The sequence below is a fragment of the Burkholderia sp. Ac-20344 genome, from assembly GCF_017104975.1.
GTDB lineage: Bacteria > Pseudomonadota > Gammaproteobacteria > Burkholderiales > Burkholderiaceae > Burkholderia.
The window spans coordinates 21,203-42,622 of record NZ_JAAGPP010000077.1; the positions used below are offsets into that span (position 1 = coordinate 21,203).

A 21,420-nucleotide genomic window follows, 5' to 3' on the forward strand; every position below is an offset into this window, starting at 1 on the left:
CCGCGTTCAGGCAACCCACTCGTTGATGACCGGCGTGTCGAGCGCCGGCGCGCGTTCGGCTTCCTCGAACGTGCGCTTGCTGCACGTCGCGTCGAGGCTGCCCTTGCCGCTCAACAGCGGGCAGCGGTCGAACACCTCGGCGACCCAGTCGACGAACACGCGCACCTTCGGCGACAGATGGCGGCTGTGCGGATACACGACCGAGATCGGCATCGGCAGCGGCTTGACGCCGGGCAGCACTTCCTTGAGCCGGCCTTCGCGCAGATGCGGCAGCACCATGAAGAGTGGGGGCTGGATCAGCCCGAAGCCTTCGATCCCGCAGGTCACGTACGCATCTGCGTCGTTCACCGACACGATGCCCTCCATCTTCATCTCGACTTCCTTGCCGTCGATCAGGAACGTCCAGTCGATCGTGCGGCCGGTGCGGCTCGAGAAGTAGTTGACGGCCTTGTGCTGGCTCAGGTCGTCGATCGATTGCGGCTCGCCATGGCGCTCGAGATAGTCGGGGGACGCAACCGTCACGCATTCGAACAGGCCGACCCGGCGCGCAACGAGCGACGAATCCTGCAGCGCACCGACGCGGATCACGCAATCGACGCCTTCCTGCAGCAGATCGACCGGCCGATCGGACAAACCGAGCTGCAGGTCGATGTCCGGATAGCGCGTATGGAATTCGCACAGCGACGGAATCACCAGCAGCCGCCCGATCGAACCCGGCATGTCGATACGCAACTTTCCGTGCGGCTTCCGGTTGTTCGCCTGGAAGCTCGCTTCGGTTTCCTCGACGTCCGCGAGGATCCGCACGCATCGTTCGTAGTACGCGGCGCCGTCCGGCGTGAGCGACAGCCGGCGCGTGGTCCGGTGCATCAGCCGTACCCCGAGGAAGGCTTCGAGATTCTGGATGATCGTCGTGACGGACGCCCGCGGCAAGCTGAGCGTTTCTGCTGCCTTGGTGAAGCTGCTTGTATCGACGACGCGAGTAAACACCTGCATGGCCTGAAGCCGGTCCATCACAACCTCCGCAATCTAATGAGCCTCCGGAACGACAAGGCTGCGCTACCTCGTGGGTAAACGCAGCCTCGGATTGTTCGGGGGCGTTGAATTGTGTTGCCGGATTATAGGCATTTATCCCAATGTCTGCCGGACCCAGAATTCGTTCCATCTCGAAATGGATGCTGCATCGTCATGGACGCTTCTGAATTCAGCAAATTCCTGAAGGCCGCATTGCCCGCGCAAGCCACGGCGGGCGCGGCGCTGACGGTCGCCGAAGTGGAAATTCCCGGCTACGCGCAGGACATCGTGCTGCGCCTCTACCGGCGCCCGGACAAGACCGGGTTGCCAGTAGTGCTTTACTTCCACGGCGGCGGCTTCGTCCGCGGTTCGCTCGAAGACGCCGATTTCGCCGCGCGTTTTTTAGCAGAACGCTTACCAGCGCTCGTAGTGTCGGTCGATTATTCGCTCGCGCCGGCCTTTCCCTTTCCGGCCGCGCCGGAGGACGCGTATCGCGCCGCCGTATGGGCCGCGACGCGCGCCCGTGCGTTCGGCGGCAACCCGAAGAAGATCGGAGTCGCAGGCCATGACGCGGGCGGCCAGCTCGCGAACTGCCTCGCGTTCATCGCGCGCGATCGCGGCGAAGTGTCGATCGTCGCGCAGGCGCTGTTCGGGCCGATGCTCGACCCGAGCATGACGCGCATCGGCGACGCCGAGCGCCTCGCATCCGACATCACCGCGCGCGAATGCGCGGCCTGTTATCGCGCGTATCTGCCGCAGGCCGCGCAGCGCATGCACCCGTACGCGGCGCCGCTCGAATCGGTGCGCCTCGCGGGGCTGCCGCCGACGCTCGTCGTGACCGCGCAGAACGACGTGCTGCACGTCGAGGCGGAGAAATATGCGGGCTGCCTGATCTCGTCGGGCGTGCTCACGCAGGTGATCCGCTACCCGGACATCACGCACGCCGCGCTCGCGACGCACGAAGCCGCCTTCGAGGAAGCCGTGCGCTTCTTCCAGTGCCGCTTCCAGGCGCGCCAGCCGAACCGTTCCGAATAACCAAACCAATCCACGTTTACTGGAGATCCACATGGCCATCCTACGCACCTCCCGTTCCCGAATCGCGACAGCGGCGATCGTGACGCTCGCCGTCGTCGGCCTCGGAACGTTCGGCGCGATGCGCGTGAACGCGAACGCACCCGAGAAAGCGGCCGCGCCGCTGCCCGAAGTCGACGTCGCGACCGTCGTGCCGCAGACCGTGACCGACTGGCAGAGTTATTCGGGCCGCCTCGAAGCGGTCGAGAAAGTCGACGTGCGCCCGCAGGTGTCGGGCACGATCGTCGCGGTGAACTTCAAGGACGGCGCGCTCGTCAAGAAAGGCGACGTGCTGTTCGTGATCGATCCGCGCCCCTACCAGGCCGAAACCGATCGCGCGGCCGCGCAGCTCGCGGCCGCGCAGGCGCGCAACGGCTACGCGCAGACCGACTGGCAGCGCGCGCAGCGGCTGATCGGCGACAACGCGATCGCGAAGCGCGACTACGACGAGAAGCAGAATGCGGCCCGCGAGGCGACGGCGAACCTGAAGGCCGCCGAAGCCGCGCTGGAAACGGCGCGCATCAACCTCGGCTATACGCGGATCACCGCACCCGTTTCGGGCCGCGTGTCGCGTGCGGAAATCACGCTCGGCAACGTCGTGTCGGCCGGCGCAGCGGCCGCGCCGCTGACGACGCTGGTGTCGGTGTCGCCGATCTACGCATCGTTCGACGCGGACGAGCAGACCTACCTGCAATACATCAACGGTGCGCGCAACGGCCGCAAGGTGCCGGTCGAGCTCGGCCTCGCGAACGAAACCGGCTACTCGCGCAGCGGCGAGATCGACTCGGTCGACAACCGGCTCGACACGTCGTCCGGCACGATCCGCGTGCGCGCGCGCTTCGACAATGCGGACGGTGCGCTCGTCCCGGGCCTCTACGCACGCGTGAAGGTGGGCGGCAGCGCGCCGCACGAGGCGCTGCTCGTCGACGACGCGGCGATCAACACCGACCAGGACAAGAAGTTCGTGTTCGTCGTCGACCAGCAGGGCCGCGTGTCGTACCGCGAAGTGCAGCAGGGGCTGCAGCACGGCAACCGGCGCGTGATCGTGAGCGGCCTCACGGCCGGCGATCGCGTGATCGTGAACGGTACGCAGCGCGTGCGCCCCGGCGAACAGGTGAAGCCGCACATGGTCCCGATGACCGGCGGTGACGCGCCGTCCGCGCCTTTGGCGGACAACGCGAAGCCGGCCGCACCGGCGAAGGCGGATTCGTAAGCGGCCCGCCGCTTCGCATCCGCGTTCAACCAGACAGAGCAACCCATGAACATTTCAAAATTCTTTATCGACCGGCCGATCTTCGCAGGAGTCCTATCGGTGATCATCCTGCTCGGCGGGGTGATCGCGATGTTCCTGCTGCCGATCTCGGAATATCCGGAAGTCGTGCCGCCTTCCGTGATCGTGAAGGCGCAGTACCCGGGCGCGAACCCGAAAGTGATCGCCGAGACGGTCGCGTCGCCGCTCGAGGAGCAGATCAACGGCGTCGAGGACATGCTCTACATGCAGTCGCAGGCGAACAGCGACGGCAACATGACGATCACCGTCACGTTCAAGCTCGGCACCGATCCGGACAAGGCCACGCAGCTCGTGCAGAACCGCGTGAACCAGGCGCTGCCGCGCCTGCCGGAGGACGTGCAGCGGCTCGGCATCACGACGGTGAAGAGCTCGCCGACGCTGACGATGGTGGTCCACCTGATCTCGCCGGACAACCGCTACGACATGACCTACCTGCGCAACTACGCGCTGATCAACGTGAAGGATCGCCTGTCGCGGATCCAGGGCGTCGGCCAGGTGCAGCTGTGGGGTTCGGGCGACTACGCGATGCGCGTGTGGCTCGATCCGCAGAAGGTCGCGCAGCGCGGGCTGTCGGCCGAGGACGTCGTGCAGGCGATCCGCGAGCAGAACGTGCAGGTTGCAGCCGGCGTGATCGGCGCGTCGCCGTCGCTGCCCGGCACGCCGCTGCAGCTGTCGGTGAACGCGCGCGGCCGCCTGCAGACGGAAGACGAGTTCGGCGACATCGTCGTGAAGACGACGCCGGACGGCGGCGTCACGCACCTGCGCGACGTCGCGCGGATCCAGCTCGACGCATCCGAATACGGGCTGCGCTCGCTGCTCGACAACAAGCCGGCCGTCGCGATGGCGATCAACCAGTCGCCGGGCGCGAACTCGCTGCAGATCTCGGACGAAGTGCGCAAGACGATGGCCGAGCTGAAGCAGGACATGCCGGCGGGCGTCGACTACAAGATCGTCTATGACCCGACGCAGTTCGTGCGTTCGTCGATCAAGGCCGTCGTGCACACGCTGCTCGAAGCGATCGCGCTCGTCGTGATCGTCGTGATCGTGTTCCTGCAGACTTGGCGCGCGTCGCTGATTCCGCTGATCGCGGTGCCGGTGTCGATCATCGGCACGTTCTCGCTGCTGCTCGCATTCGGGTATTCGATCAACGCGTTGTCATTGTTCGGGATGGTGCTCGCGATCGGGATCGTGGTCGACGATGCGATCGTGGTGGTCGAGAACGTCGAGCGCAACATCGAGAGCGGGATGAACGCGCGGCAGGCGACCTACAAGGCGATGCAGGAAGTGAGCGGGCCGATCATCGCGATCGCGCTGACGCTCGTCGCCGTGTTCGTGCCGCTCGCGTTCATGTCGGGCCTGACCGGCCAGTTCTACAAGCAGTTCGCGATGACCATCGCGATCTCGACGGTGATCTCGGCGTTCAACTCGCTGACGCTGTCGCCGGCGCTGTCCGCGATTTTGCTGAAGGGCCATGGCGACAAGGAAGACTGGCTCACGCGCGTGATGAACCGCGTGCTCGGCGGCTTCTTCCGCGGCTTCAACAAGGTGTTCCATCGCGGTGCGGAGAACTACGGCCGCGGCGTGCGCGGCGTGCTGTCGCGCAAGACGCTGATGCTCGGCGTGTACCTCGTGCTGGTGGGCGCGACCGTGCTCGTATCGAAGGTCGTGCCGGGCGGCTTCGTGCCCGCGCAGGACAAGGAATACCTGATCGCGTTCGCGCAGCTGCCGAACGGTGCATCGCTCGACCGCACCGAGAAGGTGATCCGCGACATGGGCTCGATCGCGCTGAAGCAGCCGGGCGTCGAGAGCGCGGTGGCGTTCCCGGGGCTGTCGGTGAACGGCTTCACGAACAGCTCGAGCGCGGGCATCGTGTTCGTCACGCTGAAGCCGTTCTCGGAACGGCACGGCAAGGCACTGTCGGCGGGTGCGATCGCCGGTGCGCTGAACCAGAAGTACGGCGCGATGAAGGACTCGTTCGTCGCGGTGTTCCCGCCGCCGCCGGTGCTCGGCCTCGGTACGCTCGGCGGGTTCAAGATGCAGATCGAGGATCGCGGTGCGGTCGGCTATGCGCGGCTCGCGGATGCGACCAACGACTTCATCAAGCGTGCGCAGCAGGCGCCTGAACTCGGCCCGTTGTTCACGAGCTACCAGATCAACGTGCCGCAGCTCAACGTCGATCTCGACCGCGTGAAGGCGAAGCAGCTGGGCGTGCCCGTCACCGACGTGTTCAACACGATGCAGGTGTATCTCGGTTCGCTGTACGTGAACGACTTCAACCGCTTCGGGCGCGTGTACCAGGTGCGCGTGCAGGCCGATGCGCCGTTCCGCCAGCGCGCGGACGACATCCTGCAGTTGAAGACCCGCAACGACAAGGGCGAGATGGTGCCGCTGTCGTCGCTCGTCACGGTGACGCCGACGTTCGGCCCGGAAATGGTCGTGCGCTACAACGGCTACACGGCGGCCGACATCAACGGCGGCCCGGCGCCGGGCTTCTCGTCGGGCCAGGCGCAGGCCGCGGTCGAGCGCATCGCGCACGAGACGCTGCCGCGCGGCGTGCGGTTCGAGTGGACCGACCTCACGTACCAGCAGATCCTCGCGGGCGATTCGGCGATGTATGTGTTCCCGATCAGCGTGCTGCTCGTGTTCCTCGTGCTCGCGGCACTGTATGAAAGCCTGACGCTGCCGCTCGCGGTGATCCTGATCGTGCCGATGAGCATTCTGTCGGCGCTGACGGGCGTGTGGCTCACGCAGGGCGACAACAACATCTTCACGCAGATCGGGTTGATGGTGCTGGTGGGGCTGTCGGCGAAGAACGCGATCCTGATCGTCGAATTCGCGCGCGAACTCGAACACGACGGCAGGACGCCGCTCGAGGCCGCGATCGAGGCAAGCCGGCTGCGGCTGCGCCCGATCCTGATGACGTCGATCGCCTTCATCATGGGTGTGGTGCCGCTCGTCACGTCGACGGGCGCCGGTTCGGAAATGCGCCATGCGATGGGTGTCGCGGTGTTCTTCGGGATGCTCGGCGTGACGCTGTTCGGGCTGATGCTGACGCCGGTGTTCTACGTGGTGCTGCGCACGCTCGCGGGCGGCAAGATTCACGTCGCCGGCAAGGATTCGGCGGGTTACGGCGTGCCGGCACCCGGCGTACCGGCATCGGATGCTTGAGGACAAGAAGATGAATAACCTGCACAACACGAATGGCCTGATGCGTTTCGCGAAGGTCGCGGCCGCGAGCACCCTGCTCGCGACGCTGCTCGCCGCGTGCGCGGTGGGCCCCGACTACAAGCGTCCGGATGCACCGACGCCCGCCGCGTTCAAGGAAGCGCCGACGCTCGCCGCCGGCGAACAGGCCGGCACGTGGAAGACGGCCGAACCGTCGGACGGCACGCATCGCGGCGAATGGTGGAAGGTGTTCGGCGACCCGGTGCTCGATTCGCTCGAGACGCAGGCGCTCGCCGCGAACCAGAACCTGAAGGCCGCAGCCGCACGTGTCGAGGAAGCGCGCGCGGCGACGCGTTCGGCACGTTCGCAGTGGTTCCCGCAGATCGGTGCCGGCTTCGGGCCGACGCGCCAAGGGCTGTCGTCGGCGTCGCAGTTCCAGCCGCAGGGCACGGGCCCGACCAATGCGACGCTGTGGCGTGCGCAGGGCACGGTGTCGTACGAAGCCGACCTGTTCGGCCGCGTCGGCCGCAACGTCGAGGCGTCGCGTGCCGACCAGGCGCAGAGCGAGGCGCTGTTCCGTTCGGTGCAGCTCGCGCTGCAGGCGGACGTCGCGCAGAACTACTTCGAACTGCGTCAGCTCGATTCCGACCAGGATCTGTACCGCCGCACGGTGGAACTGCGCGACCAGGCACTGAAGCTCGTGCAGCGCCGCTTCAACGAAGGCGACATCAGCGAGCTCGACGTGTCGCGCGCGAAGAACGAGCTGGCGACCGCGCAGGCCGATGCGGTCGGCGTCGCGCGCCGGCGCGCGGCATCCGAGCATGCGCTCGCGATCCTGCTCGGCAAGGCGCCCGCGGATTTCGCGTTCAAGGAAACGCCGATCGTGCCGGTTGCGGTGAAGGTGCCGCCGGGCCTGCCGTCCGCGCTGCTCGAACGCCGCCCGGACGTGTCGGCGGCCGAGCGCGCGATGGCAGCCGCGAACGCGCGGATCGGCCTCGCGAAATCGGCGTACTTCCCGAAGCTCGACATCACGGGGGCGTTCGGCTATGAGGCGTCGACGCTCGGCAACCTGTTCCTGTGGTCGAGCCGCACGTTCCTGCTCGGGCCGTTCGCCGGCACCGCGCTGACGCTGCCGCTGTTCGACGGCGGGCGCCGTGCGGCCGGCGTGCAGCAGGCGCGCGCGCAGTACGACGAGCAGGTCGCGAACTACCGGCAGCAGGTGCTCGTCGCGTTCCGCGAGGTCGAGGACAATCTCGCCGACCTGCGCCTGCTCGACGACCAGATCCGCGCGCAGGATGCGGCCGTCAACGCGTCGCGGCGCGCGGCGACGTTGTCGCGCACGCAGTACCAGGAAGGCGAGGTCGCGTATCTCGACGTGATCGACAGCGAGCGCTCGGTGCTGCAGTCGCAATTGCAGGCGAATCAGCTCACTGGCGCGCAGGCCGTATCGACCGTCAACCTGATCCGCGCGCTCGGCGGCGGGTGGGGCGCGGCGCCGACGGCCGTCGGCGATGCGGCGGCCGTCAAGGCGGAGGTCGCAGCGCGTTGAGGCGTGAACGGCGGGCGATTCGTCGCTCGCCGGCCGTGACGCGAAGAACCCCGGCATGCAGGCGCAGGTCTGCATGCCGGGGGTTTTTTATGGTTCGTCGCGAACTGTCGGTGAGGCGCGTCGGCGATTGACCATTTCGAGCCGATCGAGCGCGCTATCCAATTGAGCGCTGCATGACGATCAGATCACCGGTAAATTCCGGACTGCTCGCGCGTCGAATCTCCTCGTAGCCTTCGCGTTGCCAAAATGCATATGCCCGAGGATGGGTTGAAACGACTGCGAGTTGTGCGGCGCGATAGCCCCACTCGTCTGCCATCTCGATCAACAGCCTTAAAGCTGCCTTTCCATGGCCTCGACCCTGATTCGCTTCGGTGAGAAGCATCAGGCCAATCCATATGCAGTCGTCCGTTGGATACGAACGAATCACGTCTGCGCAGCCGATCATCTCCCGTTCGACAAAGAATCCGAAGACTGATTTTTGTGCTGCATCCGTGCCCACTGGCTTGCCGAAGAAGAAATCGTTGACGTCTTCCGGGGAGGGCGATCGGCCTGCAACGAGTTCCGTGTACGAAGGTGCTTCAATGAAGACGCGCAAGACGTTTGCGCGGTCGCTAGCGGATTCGCTGACAAGCGGGCGCGCTGTGAGCATCGGGTACTTGAGCGAAATGGAAAATTCGATTCTAAGCCGGCTCATTCGGCAGTGGTGCATTGCACCGTTGCGCGAACGTCCGCTTGGAGGAAAGTCGAGTGGCATCTTCAGGGTGCCTGCCGTCGACTTCGCGCGCAAGCGCCTCATTCGACGCGCGTCGCGGACGGGCCCACGCCGATAGACGCGAGAGTCGAATCTCTGTCTACACAGCTGCCGCCTATTCGTGGAGTAGTATTTCCCCATGTCGTTATTGCCCGGACTCGACGGGGCACAGCGGACCCATCCGCGACGACGGCGTTGATGGGAACACATCATGTCAACCGAGTGGAAGCACCGCGTCAGACTGTTTGTCCAGCGTTTCTGGCAGCCGACCAGTGCGTGCATGACGTGCATGCCGGGGAGTTGGGGAAACATCGCGAGCCTGGCCCACTGGACCATCGCATTTCATACGGGGCTGCTGACCGGACTCCTGGCCGTACTTCTGACTTTCACGCCTGTGGGGAAACTCTACGCGCATCGATACGGCAATGCGCTGGTCGTTGGTGTCCTGACAGCGTTGGGCGATGCATACTCGCATACGAGTCACTACCGTGTCCCGTATGTCGAGCACATCGTGACGGGTGCAATTTCAGGTCTCTTGACGCTTGCGGCTTCCTATCTCTTCGAGGACCGTGCGCGACGCCTTCGCGCGGTGTGGGCTCGGGTTTCCAGACAGCTTATCCGCTGACTTTTCGAGCAGCGGGTCGACAAGCGACCACGCCGGGTCGGAAGGCGATGTCCACGGAAATCCACGAAGAATCTTTCTGTAGGCCGTCCGTCATGCCTGCTGCTCGGGCCGCACGTCGGAGCGCTCGGCGATCACCACTGCGTAGCGGCCGACCGCATCGGCGATGCGCTGCGCCAGTTCGGGATCGCGCACCGCGCGCGCGAGCGTGACGCCGCCCGACAGCAGCGCGAGGAACGCGATCGCGCGATCGTCGTCGGGCGTCTCGCCGAGCCTGGACGACACTTCATTGACGATCTGCCGCAATGCCTGCTCTTACGCGTCGCGCGTCTCGTCGTCGGCGCACATCACTTCCGGGACAGGCTTGGTCGCGCATTAATCGCAACTAACGGTCAGCCCGTCATGCGTTGACCGGCGGAGTGGCGGCCTGCGCCGCCACTCCGGTCATTGCTCGTCGCCGCCAGCCCGCAGGGCCCGCACCAGTTCGCTGGCCGCCTTGCCGAGCCCCGTGTGCTTCGGTCGCCGCAGGAACACGGGCAACGGCAGCCCGTTGCGGATGTTCGCGAACACGAGCGCCGCGAGTTCGCCATCGGCCACGTAGCGGCCGATCATCGATTCCGGCAAGTTCGCCCAGCCATGACCGGCCTTTACGAGTGCGATCGCGGTCGCCATGTCGGTCACTTTCCACGTGCGGTTGCCGATCAACGGCCGCACGTCGGTCAACGGCCGTTCCGGATCGGCGATCACGATCTGCCGAAACCCCGACAATCGCTCGATCGCCTCCGGATGCGCGGCTTCGGCAATCGCCGGATGGTCGGGCGCGGCGACCGCGATCAATGTCTCGGTCCACAATGCATGAATCTGTTCCTGCGGATGCAGATCGAGCCCGCCGTACGCGACGCAAAGGTCGACGGCGCCGCGATGCAGCGCATCGACGATCGCATCCTGCGGCGCCGTGACGATGCTGATCGCGAGCGCCGGATATTTCGCGGCCACGGCCGTGAGCGCGCGGGCGACCGGCGCGCCGTCGAGTTCGGCCGCGAGCCCGAGCCGCAGCGTGTCCTCGACTCCCTCCGACAAATGCTGCGCGTGCGCACGCAGCGCGTGCAGCCGTTCGGCGATCGAGCGCGCGTCGGGCAGCAGCGCGGCCATTGCGGCGGTCGGCGTCGGCTCGCGCGTGCCGCGGTCGAACAGCACGAGGCCGAGTTCGGCCTCGAGGTTCGCGATCGCCATGCTGACCGCCGACGGCGTACGGCCGAGCGCACGCGCGGCAGCCGAGAACGAGCCTTTGTCGATGACGGTCAGCAGCATGTCGATGTGATCGCTGGTCAGCATGGTCGGCCGCCTCCTGTCAGAAAAATTGAAAGGACCTGACTTTTGCGGACGCAAGGCCCGCTGTAGTCTCGCCACCTTGTTCGAAACGAAGGTGGTCGGTCATGCAAGGATGGAAGAGACGCATAGTCTACGTCGTGATGTTCGAGGTGCTCGGCATCCTGATCGCGTCGACGGTGCTCGGCATGCTGAGCGGCGCGAGCGCGGAGACGAGCGGCCTGCTCGGCGTGATGATCTCGACGACGGGCGTCACCGTCAATTTTCTGTACAACTTGGGGTTCGAGGCGTGGGAGCGACGGCGTGCGGAAACGATGCGCACCGTCGGGCGGCGCGTCGTGCATGCGATCGGGTTCCAGATCGCGCTCGTGACGTTCCTGATTCCGCTGATCGCGTGGTGGCTCGACGTGTCGCTGCTACAGGCATTCCTGTACGACGCGGTGCTGATCGTGTTCTTCCCGATCTTCACGTTCACGTACAACTGGGCGTTCGACAGCGTGTTCGGGTTGCCGGATGCTGTGACGCGCAAGGCGGAGCCGGCTGCATGGTGAGCCGCGCTGGCTGAATTGCGCAGGCAGATTGACGGGACAGCGGTTGAAGAAGCGGCGATGCGGCGCGTATCCGCATCGTCGTTGAACAGCGAGGAGAACGGGCGGCGCAGAAGCCGCCCGAGGGCACTTACGCGGCGACGAACTCGTGCACGTAGCGGTTGAACACGGCGGGGCTTGCCGCATTCATCCCGTGCGACGCGCCGGCGACGGTCTGCCGTTGCGCGTTGCCGATCCACTGCGACAGCGTATCGACGTTATTGCGGAACATCTTCGGGCTGCGCTGGCCATCGATCAGCAGCGTGCGGCATGCGATGTCGCCGGCCGTGTGCTGCGAATACGCGGGCAACGGATCTTGCAACTGCTTCGGCAGCGTGCTCGCGTTGTCGATCGCCATCGTGCGGAAGCGCGACGTGCTCTTCTTCCACGCGCCCGGCAGGCTCACGGAATCGACGAACATCTCGAGGCCCGATTCGACGTCGCCTTGCCCGATCAGGTTCACGGCCTTCGTGCGCAGCGCGATCGCGGCGGCGGGCAGCGCGGCTTCGCGCACGCCCGGCTGTTGCAGCGGGCCGCCCGGATCGGCGAGCGTCAGCGACTCGACGAGGTGCGGATGCTGGCGCGCGACGTTGAACGCGACGCTGCCGCCGCGCGAGTGGCCGACCAGGTGCACGGGGCCGAGATCGAGCGCGTCGATGAATTCGGCGAGCTCGTCGACATGGTTCTGCCAGCCGAACTCGTCCTGGATGCCCGCTTCGACGGCCGGCCAGTAGTGGCTCAGGCTCGGCGCGATGCAGCGGTAGTGGGCCGACAGCGAGGCGAGCTGCGGATCCCAGTAGCGGTAGTCGCACAGCGAGCCGTGCACGAACACCATCGGCGCGCCGCTGCCCCGCTCGACATACGGCAGGCTGATGCCTGACGAAAGCGTCGCAAATTGCAGGTCGGGGTTCGCGAGCACGGACGGCTCGATTCGCATGTTCATGACTGAAAGACTCAAAGGTGCGTCAACACGACGCAACTATGCATCACGGCGATCTGCAAGGAAAACGCATAATTTTCATCGTGACGATCAATTTTATTGATGGCTCGGTCGCAAACCCTTGTCGGATGGGGGGAGGGGTGTCGATGCTTTCAATCGTCTAACGATGGGTCGCGAAGCCGGACAGGCCTGAAACGGGCGTGCGGCGGCCTGCGCACCCGCGCATCGCAACCGTGGAAAAAGGGGAGGACGCGAGCCGCGAAAGCGGCCCGCGTTTCACCGCACCGCCAGCGCAGGCGCGGTCTGAAGCTCGACGGGGAGGTCGTTGTCGGCGGCGAACTGCATCGCGAAGTCGAATGCGTCCGCGCATACCGTGCGCAATTCGTCCGACACGAACAGGCATTTGACGCCGCCGTCGACGACGGGCATCGCGAGCCGCGACAGCGCGCACGGATAGCCGGGCCGCCGTTCGCCGACGAACAGCGTGATGACGCCCGCGAGGCGCTCGGGCCAGTCGCTCGGGCGGAAGGTTTTCTGCGCGCGCGTGACGCCGCGGATCAGGTGGCCGGCGATGCGGCCCTGTTCGGTGACTTCGATGCGATCCATGCTGTGCGTGTCCTCGTTCGCGTCATTCGCCGCCATCGGCCGCCGCGTCGCCGCGCGCGGGAATCCGCAGGTTGCGCAGCTTGTGATAGAGCGTCTTCTTCGGCATCCCGAGCGCTTCGCTCGCCTCCGCGACGTTGCCGTTGTGACGCTGCAGCATGTCCTCGATCAGCATCCGTTCGAAATATGCGAGCTGTTCCGCGAGCGTGCCGCCCGCAGCCGGCGTATCGCCGGACGACAGCAGGCTGTCGCCGGTCAGGCCGAGCACGAAGCGGTCGGCCACGTTCTGCAGCTCGCGCACGTTGCCGGGCCAGGCGTGCGTCATCAGTTCGGATACCTGCGCAGCCGTGACGACCGGCGCCGGCTGCCCGAAGCGCCGCGCGGCCGCGAGCACGAAATGCTCGAACAGCAGCGGCACGTCCTCGCGCCGTTCGCGCAGCGGCGGCAGCTCGATCTGCGCGACGTTGAGGCGATACAGCAAGTCCGCGCGAAAGCGGCCGTCGGCCGCGAGCTCGGCAAGATCGGCCTTCGACGCGGCGACCACGCGGCAGTCGACCGGAATCAGCTCGTTCGCACCGAGCCGCTCGACCACGCGCTCCTGCAGCACGCGCAGCATCTTGATCTGCAGCGTGATCGGCATCGTCTCGATCTCGTCGAGGAACAGCGTGCCGCCGTCCGCCCATTCGATCTTGCCGATGCGTTTCTTGATCGCGCCGGTGAATGCGCCGGCTTCATGACCGAACAGCTCGCTCTCGAAGATCTGCTCCGGCAGGCCGCCGCAGTTCAGCGCAACGAAATGCGCGTCGCGCCGTCCGCCGAAGTCGTGCAGGCTGCGCGCGATCAGTTCCTTGCCGGTGCCCGTTTCGCCGGTGATCAGCACCGACACCGACGTATCGGCGAGGCGCAGGATCTTCTTGCGCACGTCGGCCATCGCGGGCGACTTGCCGAGCACGAATGCCTCGATGCCCTGCCAGTTGTTCAGTGCGGCGCGCAGCCCCTGCACCTCGAGCGTCAGGCGGCGCTTCTCGACCGCGCGCGCGACGCGCCCCGCGATCACGTCCGACGAAAACGGCTTCTCGATGAAGTCGTACGCGCCGACCTGCATCGCGCCGACGGCCGTCGAGATATCGGCGTGGCCGCTGATCAGCACGACCGGGATCTGCGCGTCGATGGCCATCACGCGATCGAGCAGCTGCAGCCCGTCGATGCCCGGCATCCGCACGTCCGACACGATCACGACCGGCGCGCCGGGCGCGACGTGATGCAGCGCGTCGGCGGCCGATGCGAATGCGTCGACCGCGAAGCCGGCCAGCGCAACCGCCTGCTCGACGCCGATCCGGACGTTTTCATCGTCCTCGACGACCAGCACCCGAATCTCATCTTCCATGCTCTGTCCTTTGCAGCGTGGCCGCCGCGAATTCGATACTGAACTGCGCGCCGCCTTCGTCGCGGTTCGTCGCGGCGATCTTCGCGCCGAACGCCTCGACGATGCGCGACGTGATCGCGAGGCCGAGCCCGAGGCCCTGGCCGCGCGGCTTGGTCGTGACGAACGGCTCGAACAGGTGCGGCAGCACCTCGGGCGCGATGCCCGCGCCGCTGTCGGCGAGCGTGAAGCGCACGCGGCCGGTTTCGTCCGGCCCGGCGGCCTCGATGACGATGCGGCGCACGGGCGCATCGTGCACCGCATCGAGCGCGTTGCCGAGCAGGTTCACGATCACCTGCTGCAGCTGGCTCGATTCGGCCGACACGGCGGTGCCGGGCGCGATGTTCACGTCGAGCTGCACGCCTTCGTCGCGGATCCGCGCGTCGTAGATGAGCCGCGCATGCGCGACGGCCTCGTTCAGCGAGACCGCGACGCGCTCGACGTCGGGCTTGCGCGCGAAGGTCTTCAGCTCGCCGGTGAGCACGGCCATGCTGTCGACGAGCTTGCCGATCCGTTCGAGATTGGCGAGCGCCGGCGCCGGCTGGCCGCGCTCGAAGAACGTGCGCGCGTTGTCGCACAGCGTGCGGATCGCGACGAGCGGCTGGTTCAGCTCGTGCGTGAGGCCGGCGGCCATCTGCCCGAGCACCGCGAGCTTGCCCGCGTGCACGACTTCCTGCTGCGACGCGCGCAGCCGCTGCTCGGTGCGCTCGCGCTCGACGATCTCGCGCTGCATCCGTTCGTTCGCGGCCGTCAGCGCGGCCGTGCGCTGCGCGACGGTCAGCTCGAGCTGGTCGTTCGCGCGCCGCAGCGCGTCCTGCGCGTTCAGCCGCGCGACGATCGCCCGGCGGCGCTGGATCGCGTAGCCGGCCAGCAGCGCGGCGATCAGGAACGCGCCGGTGACGAACACGAAGGCCGTCTGCTGCTGGCGCCGCGCGCCCGCGATGTCGAGCAGCACCATCAGCGAATCGCCGGCCTGCGGCGCGGGGCGCGACATCACGAGATAGCGCGTGGTGCGGCCGGCGTGGCGCGGATCGGGGAAGGTGCCGAACCAGGCGGCCGTGCTGCGGTCGCCGATATGGCGGTACGGCAGCGCGTCGACCGTGCGGCCCGCGTATTGCCGCGACGCCTGGATGTCGCGCTGCTGCTGCGCGGTGATCGGGCGCAGCGCAGTGAATTTCCATGAGGGTTCGGTCGAGATCACGACCACGCCATTGCTGTCGACGACCATCGCGGCGACGCCCGGCGCGCGCCACGCCGATTCGAGCGGATCGACGCTGATCTTCACGGCGGCCACGCCGATCGCCACGCCGTCGGCGCGCACTGCGCTGGCGAAGTAGACGCCCGGCACGCCGGTGTTGGTGCCGATGCCGAAGAAGCGGCCGCTGCCGCGCGCGAGCGCGTCCTTGAAGTACGGCCGGTACGACACGTTGGTGCCGACGAAGCTGAGCGTCTCGTTCCAGTTGCTGGCGGCGATCACGTCGCCCTGCAGATCGATCACGTCGACCGCGCCGCTGCCCGCGTCGCGGTTCACGGCTTCGAGGTAGGTGTCGACCGTGTGCACGAGCGCGGGGGCGTCATGCGGCGCGGCTTTCAGCATCGCGCGTACGCCGTCCTGCCGCGCGACCAGGCCGGGCAGGATTTCGAAGCGGCCGAGTTCGCTCTTCAGGCTCGACGCATACAGGTCGAGCCGGTGCGCGCCGGTTTCCTCGAGCGCGTCGATCGCGCGTTCCCACGCGAAATCGACGGCCACGGCCGCCACGCACACATACAGCACGCCGGCCGATGCCCAGCCCCACCACGGGATGCCCTTGAAGCTCTTCTGCACGTTCGCCCTCATCGAAGCCAGCAACCGTCCGCACGGCATGACGTCCGAAACGACGCCCTGAACGACGCGCGCCGCGCGCCGGCTGGGCCGGCGGCGGCGCGTGCGAAGCGGCCGGCGCGACGGCGCGCGCGGCGGCGCGTCATCCGAAGTGGGCGATCAGGATCAGCGTGATCGTGACGACGATCGCGCCGCCGATACGCGTCGCGATCTGCGCGAACGGCATCAACTGCATCCGGTTCGCGGCGGTCAGGATCGCGACGTCGCCGGTGCCGCCTTGCCCGCTGTGGCAGGCGTTCACGATTGCGGTGTCGATAGGGTACATCTTCATCAGGCGGCCGACCACGAAACCGGTGCCCATCAGCGTCGCGACGGTCGACACGATCGTGACGACGTTGACGATCGTGAACGCGGCGGTCAGCTTGTCCCACGGCGTCATCGCGACGCCGATCGCGAACAGCAGCGGATACGTGACGGCGGTCGAGAAGAACTTGTAGACGACGAACGCGCCTTCCTGGAGCGGCGGCGACACCGCGCGCGCGAGCTTCACGAGCACCGCGAGGAACAGCATCGCGACCGGCGCGGGCAGGCCGAACAGCTTGTGCGCCATCAGGCCGACCAGGTACAGCGTGATGGCCGTGATGCCGGCGCCCGCGATGTGCGAGACGTCGACGTGGCCGCGGATTTCCTCGTTCTCGGGCGTCATGTCGCCCGATTCGCCGACCTGCAGGCGACCGTTGCCGGTCAGGTGCGGGAAGCGCTTGCCGATCATGTCGAGCGCGCCCGACAGGATGATCGCGGTCAGGCTGCCGAGCATCACCGGCGGCAGCACCATCGCGAACATCTCGCCCTGCGGCAGGTGCATCAGTTCCGAATAGCCGATCGACAGCGGAATCGCGCCTTCACCGACACCGCCTGCCATGATCGGCACGACGATGTACAGCAGCGTGTGGCGCGCGCCGAGGCCGAGCGCGGTGCCGACCGCCGTGCCGACGATCGCGGCCGCGACCGAGCCGACCGCGAGCGGGATGAAGATCTTCACGAAGCCCTGGATCAGCACGCGGCGATCCATGCTCAGGATGCTGCCGACGATGATCGACGCGATGAACAGGTACAGGAAGTTGGTCGACTTCGTGAACTCGACCGTCATGTTCAGCACCGGCTTCGGCAGCACGTGGTAGTACGTGAGCGCCGACGGCACGAAGGTCGCGAAGATCGCGGCCGCGCCGATGTTGCGCAACAGCGGCAGGCGCTTGCCCAGTTCCGCGCAGGTGAAGCCGAAGAACGCGAGCACCGCGATCGCCATCGAGATCTCTCCGGGCACCTTGCCGGTGACCGAGAAGCCGACGATCAGCGCGAGCAGGATGAAGTAGACGGGCAGCGGAATGATGCCGATGCGGATTTCCATCAGTTTCCACCAGCCTTCAGGCCAGAAGCGCTCGCGCGGGGCGGCGACGGCGTCGGAAACCGGCTCCGGATGGGACGGGGTAGGGATTGAGGTCTGCAAGACGTGTCTCCTGATGTTGGAATGCTCGCATGGCGTCGCGGCATCGTGTGCGGTCTATTACGCAACCCTCGTGCCAGGAATCCGGCCTGCCGGAAGATTTTCAATGCATTGATTTATAAGGAATTTGTTTCGTCTGCGGAAAGGGTGGAACGATCGGCTGGCCGAGATTTCGGAATTCGCCCGGCGCCCGGGCCGAGATTTCGGCCTGGCGCGCGGTCGGGCCCCCGATCCTGCTCGGCCGCTCCCATATCGCCGCGCGCGATTTTCTTCGCACAATCGCTTCGTAGACCGTCCCCACGCCGCTCTCTATCATCGGCTGATCCTTTTCCGACTCGATGACCCCTGTCCGGAGAACGCCCGTGCGTTCGCCGCGGCATCGCTCATCCGTCGATACCGTCTTTGGACAGGAGAGTGGTTTCCATGCTGCATGCCGTTTTTTCCGCCCGCTTTTCCGCCGGCCGCGTCGCGCGCCTGCTGGCCGCCGCCGTGCTGGGCGTCGCGCTGCTCGATGGCGCGCACGCCGACACCGCGCCGCTGAAGGTCGGCATCTCGACCAGCCCGCAGATCGAAGCGCTGAAAGTCGCCGCCAAGGAGGCGAAGGCGCAGGGGCTCGACGTGAAGATCGTCGAATTCACCGACTGGAATACGCCGAACGCGGCGCTCGCGAACAAGGACATCGACGTCAACTACTTCCAGCACATCCCGTTCCTCGAGAACGCGAACAAGCAGGGCGGCTACAACTTCGTGTCGATCGCGCCCGGCACCATCATGAAGATCGGCCTCTATTCGAAGAAGGTGAAAAGCTTCAGCGAGCTGAAGGACGGCGCGAAGGTCGCGATCGCGAACGATCCGGTGAACGGCGGGCGCGGGCTGTTGCTGCTGCAGCGCGCGGGGCTGATCACGCTGAAGCCGGGCGCCGACTACCGCGCGACGACGCACGACATCGTCGCGAACCCGAAGCACCTGAAGATCATTCCGCTCGAGGCGTCGCAACTCGCGCGTTCGCTCGACGACGTCGATCTCGCGCAGGGCTACCCGAGCTTCATCAAGCTCGCCGGTACGACCGACCCGAACAGCGCACTGCTGTTCGACGGCACCGAGAACAAGATCTTCGCGATCCAGTGGGTCGTGCGGCCGGACAGCGTGAACGATCCGCGCATCCGCAAGTTCATCTCGATCTACCAGCAGTCGCCGGCCGTGCGCCGTGCGCTCGACAACGCGTTCGGCTCGCTGTACGCGATCGCGTGGTGACGGAGGCGGGCATGACGACGGCGAATCGCAAGAAGATCCTGCTCAACGCGTTCAACATGAACTGCGTCGGGCACATCAACCACGGGCTGTGGACGCATCCGCGCGACCGCTCCGCGCACTACACCGATCTCGACTACTGGGCCGACCTCGCGAAGACGCTCGAACGCGGCAAGTTCGACGGGATCTTCCTCGCGGACATCGTCGGCGTGTACGACGTGTTCGGCGGCGGCCCCGATGCCGCGCTGCGCGAATCGGTGCAGGTGCCCGTCAACGATCCGCTGCTGCTCGTGCCCGCGATGGCGCAGGTCACGCGGCACCTCGGCTTCGGCGTGACCGCGAACCTGACCTACGAACCGCCGTACCTGTTCGCGCGCCGCATGTCGACGCTCGATCATCTGACGAAAGGGCGGGTGGGCTGGAACATCGTCACCGGCTATCTCGACAGCGCCGCGCGCGGCATGGGCCTCGCGCAGCAGATCGGCCACGACGACCGCTACGAGCGCGCGGACGACTACATGGACGTCGTCTACAAGCTGTGGGAACAGAGCTGGGACGACGACGCGGTGATCCGCGACGCGCAGGCGCGCGTGTTCGCGCAGCCGGGCAAGGTGCGGCGCGTGAAGCACGACGGGCCGTTCTATTCGATCGACGCGATCCACCTGAGCGAGCCGTCGCTGCAGCGCACGCCGGTGCTGTACCAGGCCGGTTCGTCCGCGCGCGGCGTCGAGTTCGCGGGCCGTCATGCGGAATGCGTGTTCGTGAATGGCCAAAGCAAGGCCGCCGCGCGCGCGGCGGCACTCGACATCCGCGCGGCCGCCGCCCGGCAGGGGCGCGACCCGGCATCGATCCGGATTTTCGCGGGCGTGAGCGTCGTGACGGCGGAAACCGAGCGGCTCGCGCGCGAAAAGTTCGACGAATACCGGCGCTACGCGAGCCCCGAAGCCGGCCTCGCGCATTTCGCGAGCTCGACCGGGATCGACTTCGCGAAGTACGGCCTCGACGAACCGATCTCGTACGTGAAGACCGATTCGATCCAGTCGGCCGTCGACGCGATCTCGCGCAAGAGCACGACCGGCACGTGGACCGTGCGGCGGATGCTCGAGCAGATGTCGCTCGGCGGCCGCTATGCGCCGATCGTCGGCTCTCCGTCGCAGGTCGCGGACGAGCTGCAGTCGTGGATCGACGAGACCGGCATCGACGGCTTCAACCTGACGCGCACCGTGATGCCCGAATCGTTCGAGGATTTCGTCGACTGGGTCGTGCCCGAGCTGCAGACCCGCGGCGTCTACAAGGAGGACTACGATCCCGCGCCGACGCTGCGCGAGAAGCTGTTCGGCGCGGGCCCGCGCCTGCCTGTGTGGCACACGGGCGCGCAGCACCGGCCGGTGGCCGTGCCCGAACCCGCGCATCCCGCGCATGCCTGAACGTGACGGAGCGAAGCGATGACGCAATTGTTCGATACGCTGGGTTTCATCGACGCATCGGCCGCGCATGCCGGCGATACTGCCCGGACGCGTGACGAAGCGGCCACGTCGGCCGCATCGGCCGGCGCGGCCGCCGTGTCGCTGGAACAGGTCGGCAAGGTGTTCGCGACACCGCGCGGCCAGGCCGCCGCGTTGCGCGACGTGACGCTCGACGTGCGGCGCGGCGAGGTATTCGGGATCATCGGCCGCAGCGGCGCCGGGAAGTCGACGTTGCTGCGGCTCGTGAACGGGCTCGAACGGCCGAGCTCGGGCCGCGTGCGCGTGCAGGGCATCGACGTCGGCGCGCTCGACGAGGACGGGCTCGTCGCGCTGCGGCGCCGCACCGGCATGGTGTTCCAGCATTTCAACCTGCTGTCCGCGAAGACGGTGTTCGAGAACGTCGCGCTGCCGCTGAAGATCGCGGGCGTGCCGAAGGCCGAGCGCGTGCGCAAGGTCGAGGCGCTGCTCGAACTCGTCGGGCTCGCCGCGAAGCGCGACGCGTATCCGGCGAGCCTGTCGGGCGGGCAGAAGCAGCGCGTCGGCATTGCCCGCGCGCTCGTGCACGATCCCGAGGTGCTGCTGTGCGACGAGGCGACGTCGGCGCTCGATCCCGAGACGACGCAGTCGATCCTCGCGCTGCTCGCCGACATCAACCGCCGCCTCGGGCTGACGATCGTGCTGATCACGCACGAGATGGAAGTGATCCGCGCGGTGTGCGACACGGTCGCGGTGATCGAACAGGGCGAAGTCGTCGAAACGGGCCCCGTGTGGCGCGTGTTCGGCGATCCGCGCCACGGCGCGACGCGCGCGCTGCTCAGCACGCTCGTGCACGACCTGCCGGCCGAACTGGCCGCGCGCGTGCAGCCGCTGCCCGAGCTGTCCGCGTTGCCCGATGGCGCGCAGGTCGTGCTCGACGTCCGCTATACGGGCGAGAGCGGCGGCGAGCCGGATGTCGGCGCGCTCGCGGCCGCGCTCGGCGGCTCCGTGCGGTTCCTGCACGGCGGGATCGAGCGCATCCAGGGGCACGCGCAAGGG

18 protein-coding genes are annotated in these 21,420 nt (G+C 66.9%); 9 read left to right on the forward strand and 9 right to left on the reverse strand.

Translation table 11 applies throughout. The features are described from left to right. Positions 1-6: 6 nt before the first annotated feature. Positions 7-1,011, reverse strand: coding sequence for a putative multidrug efflux transcriptional regulator CeoR (ceoR, locus tag G3N64_RS22970; RefSeq protein WP_205785958.1), 1,005 nt, complete (start codon positions 1,009-1,011; stop codon positions 7-9). A 174-nt stretch (positions 1,012-1,185) separates the two neighbouring features. On the opposite strand from ceoR, the gene G3N64_RS22975 reads away from it, so the two are divergent. The 4 genes from G3N64_RS22975 to opcM are packed head-to-tail and all read left to right on the forward strand — an operon-like array spanning position 1,186 to position 8,087. Continuing rightward, entirely contained in the window at positions 1,186-2,046 is an 861-nt protein-coding gene (locus tag G3N64_RS22975; RefSeq protein WP_027790468.1) for an alpha/beta hydrolase, read from the forward strand. 31 nt (positions 2,047-2,077) lie between these two features. Next, positions 2,078-3,295 carry a multidrug efflux RND transporter periplasmic adaptor subunit CeoA gene (gene ceoA, locus G3N64_RS22980; RefSeq protein WP_205785959.1) on the forward strand — a complete coding sequence of 406 codons (1,218 nt, stop codon included), beginning with the start codon at positions 2,078-2,080 and terminating at the stop codon, positions 3,293-3,295. Between the two features lie 45 nt (positions 3,296-3,340). Next, positions 3,341-6,541, forward strand: coding sequence for a multidrug efflux RND transporter permease subunit CeoB (ceoB, locus tag G3N64_RS22985; RefSeq protein WP_205785960.1), 3,201 nt, complete (start codon positions 3,341-3,343; stop codon positions 6,539-6,541). Between the two features lie 10 nt (positions 6,542-6,551). Then, positions 6,552-8,087: a multidrug efflux transporter outer membrane subunit OpcM gene (opcM, locus tag G3N64_RS22990; protein ID WP_205785961.1), complete on the forward strand. Its 1,536-nt coding sequence runs from the start codon at positions 6,552-6,554 to the stop codon at positions 8,085-8,087. A gap of 154 nt (positions 8,088-8,241) precedes the next feature. Here opcM and G3N64_RS22995 read toward each other — a convergent pair whose 3' ends face one another. Next, positions 8,242-8,841 (reverse strand): GNAT family N-acetyltransferase, encoded by a 600-nt coding sequence (locus G3N64_RS22995; RefSeq protein WP_205785962.1) that lies wholly within the window; start codon positions 8,839-8,841, stop codon positions 8,242-8,244. A gap of 208 nt (positions 8,842-9,049) precedes the next feature. Here G3N64_RS22995 and G3N64_RS23000 point away from each other — a divergent pair, with 208 nt between their 5' ends. Next, positions 9,050-9,463 carry a hypothetical protein gene (locus tag G3N64_RS23000; protein ID WP_205785963.1) on the forward strand — a complete coding sequence of 138 codons (414 nt, stop codon included), beginning with the start codon at positions 9,050-9,052 and terminating at the stop codon, positions 9,461-9,463. Positions 9,464-9,553: 90 nt separating this feature from the next. Here G3N64_RS23000 and G3N64_RS23005 read toward each other — a convergent pair whose 3' ends face one another. Both G3N64_RS23005 and G3N64_RS23010 read right to left on the reverse strand, forming a co-directional pair. Beyond that, positions 9,554-9,766: a hypothetical protein gene (locus tag G3N64_RS23005; RefSeq protein WP_241021160.1), complete on the reverse strand. Its 213-nt coding sequence runs from the start codon at positions 9,764-9,766 to the stop codon at positions 9,554-9,556. A gap of 138 nt (positions 9,767-9,904) precedes the next feature. Next, positions 9,905-10,795, reverse strand: a complete 891-nt coding sequence (locus G3N64_RS23010; RefSeq protein WP_205785964.1) for a LysR family transcriptional regulator — start codon at positions 10,793-10,795, stop codon at positions 9,905-9,907. A 101-nt stretch (positions 10,796-10,896) separates the two neighbouring features. Between G3N64_RS23010 and G3N64_RS23015 the strand changes: the two genes are divergently transcribed. Further along, entirely contained in the window at positions 10,897-11,340 is a 444-nt protein-coding gene (locus G3N64_RS23015) for a PACE efflux transporter (RefSeq protein WP_205785965.1), read from the forward strand. A gap of 127 nt (positions 11,341-11,467) precedes the next feature. Here the strand turns inward: G3N64_RS23015 and G3N64_RS23020 are convergent, their stop codons facing one another. The 5 genes from G3N64_RS23020 to G3N64_RS23040 form a co-directional block, all read right to left on the reverse strand. Then, on the reverse strand, positions 11,468-12,319 hold the full coding sequence (locus G3N64_RS23020) for an alpha/beta hydrolase (protein ID WP_205785966.1): 852 nt from the start codon (positions 12,317-12,319) through the stop codon (positions 11,468-11,470). 273 nt (positions 12,320-12,592) lie between these two features. Continuing rightward, positions 12,593-12,922: a DUF3579 domain-containing protein gene (locus tag G3N64_RS23025; protein ID WP_205785967.1), complete on the reverse strand. Its 330-nt coding sequence runs from the start codon at positions 12,920-12,922 to the stop codon at positions 12,593-12,595. Positions 12,923-12,944: 22 nt separating this feature from the next. Further along, on the reverse strand, positions 12,945-14,306 hold the full coding sequence (locus G3N64_RS23030; RefSeq protein ID WP_205785968.1) for a sigma-54 dependent transcriptional regulator: 1,362 nt from the start codon (positions 14,304-14,306) through the stop codon (positions 12,945-12,947). Next, positions 14,296-16,179: an ATP-binding protein gene (locus tag G3N64_RS23035; protein ID WP_205785969.1), complete on the reverse strand. Its 1,884-nt coding sequence runs from the start codon at positions 16,177-16,179 to the stop codon at positions 14,296-14,298. The genes G3N64_RS23030 and G3N64_RS23035 overlap by 11 nt, the downstream gene beginning before the upstream one ends. Positions 16,180-16,306: 127 nt before the next feature. Beyond that, complete coding sequence (locus tag G3N64_RS23040; RefSeq protein WP_205785970.1) at positions 16,307-17,671, reverse strand: 2-hydroxycarboxylate transporter family protein; 1,365 nt, start codon at positions 17,669-17,671, stop codon at positions 16,307-16,309. Between the two features lie 420 nt (positions 17,672-18,091). Between G3N64_RS23040 and G3N64_RS23045 the strand changes: the two genes are divergently transcribed. From G3N64_RS23045 to G3N64_RS23055, 3 genes are all read left to right on the forward strand, one after another. Further along, on the forward strand, positions 18,092-18,922 hold the full coding sequence (locus tag G3N64_RS23045; RefSeq protein WP_205785971.1) for a MetQ/NlpA family ABC transporter substrate-binding protein: 831 nt from the start codon (positions 18,092-18,094) through the stop codon (positions 18,920-18,922). An 11-nt stretch (positions 18,923-18,933) separates the two neighbouring features. Further along, positions 18,934-20,346, forward strand: a complete 1,413-nt coding sequence (locus tag G3N64_RS23050) for an LLM class flavin-dependent oxidoreductase (protein WP_205785972.1) — start codon at positions 18,934-18,936, stop codon at positions 20,344-20,346. An 18-nt stretch (positions 20,347-20,364) separates the two neighbouring features. Beyond that, positions 20,365-21,420: ATP-binding cassette domain-containing protein (locus G3N64_RS23055; protein ID WP_205785973.1), on the forward strand; the 1,056-nt coding region annotated here is incomplete at its 3' end.

Excerpts from the sequence above, each read along its gene's own strand:
- ceoR (WP_205785958.1), bottom strand. The coding sequence starts at position 1,011 with ATGGACCGGCTTCAGGCCATGCAGGTGTTTACTCGCGTCGTCGATACA.
- G3N64_RS22975 (WP_027790468.1), top strand. The coding sequence starts at position 1,186 with ATGGACGCTTCTGAATTCAGCAAATTCCTGAAGGCCGCATTGCCCGCG.
- ceoA (WP_205785959.1), top strand. The coding sequence starts at position 2,078 with ATGGCCATCCTACGCACCTCCCGTTCCCGAATCGCGACAGCGGCGATC.
- ceoB (WP_205785960.1), top strand. The coding sequence starts at position 3,341 with ATGAACATTTCAAAATTCTTTATCGACCGGCCGATCTTCGCAGGAGTC.
- opcM (WP_205785961.1), top strand. The coding sequence starts at position 6,552 with ATGAATAACCTGCACAACACGAATGGCCTGATGCGTTTCGCGAAGGTC.
- G3N64_RS22995 (WP_205785962.1), bottom strand. The coding sequence starts at position 8,841 with ATGCCACTCGACTTTCCTCCAAGCGGACGTTCGCGCAACGGTGCAATG.
- G3N64_RS23000 (WP_205785963.1), top strand. The coding sequence starts at position 9,050 with ATGTCAACCGAGTGGAAGCACCGCGTCAGACTGTTTGTCCAGCGTTTC.
- G3N64_RS23010 (WP_205785964.1), bottom strand. The coding sequence starts at position 10,795 with ATGCTGACCAGCGATCACATCGACATGCTGCTGACCGTCATCGACAAA.
- G3N64_RS23015 (WP_205785965.1), top strand. The coding sequence starts at position 10,897 with ATGCAAGGATGGAAGAGACGCATAGTCTACGTCGTGATGTTCGAGGTG.
- G3N64_RS23020 (WP_205785966.1), bottom strand. The coding sequence starts at position 12,319 with ATGAACATGCGAATCGAGCCGTCCGTGCTCGCGAACCCCGACCTGCAA.
- G3N64_RS23025 (WP_205785967.1), bottom strand. The coding sequence starts at position 12,922 with ATGGATCGCATCGAAGTCACCGAACAGGGCCGCATCGCCGGCCACCTG.
- G3N64_RS23030 (WP_205785968.1), bottom strand. The coding sequence starts at position 14,306 with ATGGAAGATGAGATTCGGGTGCTGGTCGTCGAGGACGATGAAAACGTC.
- G3N64_RS23035 (WP_205785969.1), bottom strand. The coding sequence starts at position 16,179 with ATGAGGGCGAACGTGCAGAAGAGCTTCAAGGGCATCCCGTGGTGGGGC.
- G3N64_RS23045 (WP_205785971.1), top strand. The coding sequence starts at position 18,092 with ATGCTGCATGCCGTTTTTTCCGCCCGCTTTTCCGCCGGCCGCGTCGCG.
- G3N64_RS23050 (WP_205785972.1), top strand. The coding sequence starts at position 18,934 with ATGACGACGGCGAATCGCAAGAAGATCCTGCTCAACGCGTTCAACATG.